Here is a 774-nt window from a genome sequence, read left to right as displayed (position 1 = left end):
ACCTCGGCCCCGTCATCGAGGCGCAGCCGCCCGAACCCGTCGCCGGCGCCCAGCACGATGCCGGCAAAGCGCCTGCGGCCGTCGATCGGCAGGTTCACCTCGGCCTTCGCCAGGTGGCCGGCGAAGCGGTTCCAGTCCTTCGCCCGCGTCAGCGGCCGGTCGATCCCGGCCGACGAGACCTCGAGCGTCCAGGCGCCGGGCAGCGGGTCCTCGACGTCCAGCACCGCGCCCACCGCATGGCTGATCTGCTCGCAATCCTCGATCGCGATCAGCGTGCCGTCGGCGCGGTCGGCCATGATCTGCACGGTCGGGCTCTCGCGGCCCAGGATCGCCACCCGGACCAGCTCGAATCCCATGTCGGCCAGGACGGGGGCCACCAGGGCGGCCACCTTGGCATCGAGGCCGGTCAGAAAGGGCAGATCTTCGTCCAAAACAAAAAAGGCGGCCGCTCGGGCCACCCCCCAAAAAAACGGAGATGAAGGAATGGCCTCCATATAGGACACTCCGCGCCCCGCCGCAAGGTCCCCACGTCGTCGCCGCCGGCCGCCGGCTTGCATCCCGCGCATCACAAAAACATGGTACATTACATTACAAACAGGTGGACGTTCGATACTTGCACGCGGCGCCGGGCCAAACGCATGATGCCGCCATGAGGCACATGCCCGAACCCGAACCCGGCGCCGCGGCGGATGAGTCCGGTCCTGCCAGGGGCAGGCCGCTCTGGTACGGTCTGGCGGCCGGCGTGATCGTCGTGGCCGGGTTCAGCGCCCGCAT

General features: G+C 68.9%; 1 protein-coding gene. It reads right to left on the bottom strand.

The genetic code is table 11. The annotated features are described in order from the left end of the window. Positions 1-458: ribosome maturation factor RimP (rimP, locus tag HUK84_RS21075; RefSeq protein WP_176641910.1), on the bottom strand; the 458-nt coding region annotated here is incomplete at its 3' end. Positions 459-774 lie beyond the last annotated feature (316 nt).

The sequence above is a fragment of the Nguyenibacter vanlangensis genome (assembly GCF_013376155.1).
Lineage (GTDB): Bacteria > Pseudomonadota > Alphaproteobacteria > Acetobacterales > Acetobacteraceae > Gluconacetobacter > Gluconacetobacter vanlangensis.
Note: the sequence above shows the minus strand (reverse complement) of the source record. Positions and strands in the feature narration are given on the sequence as shown.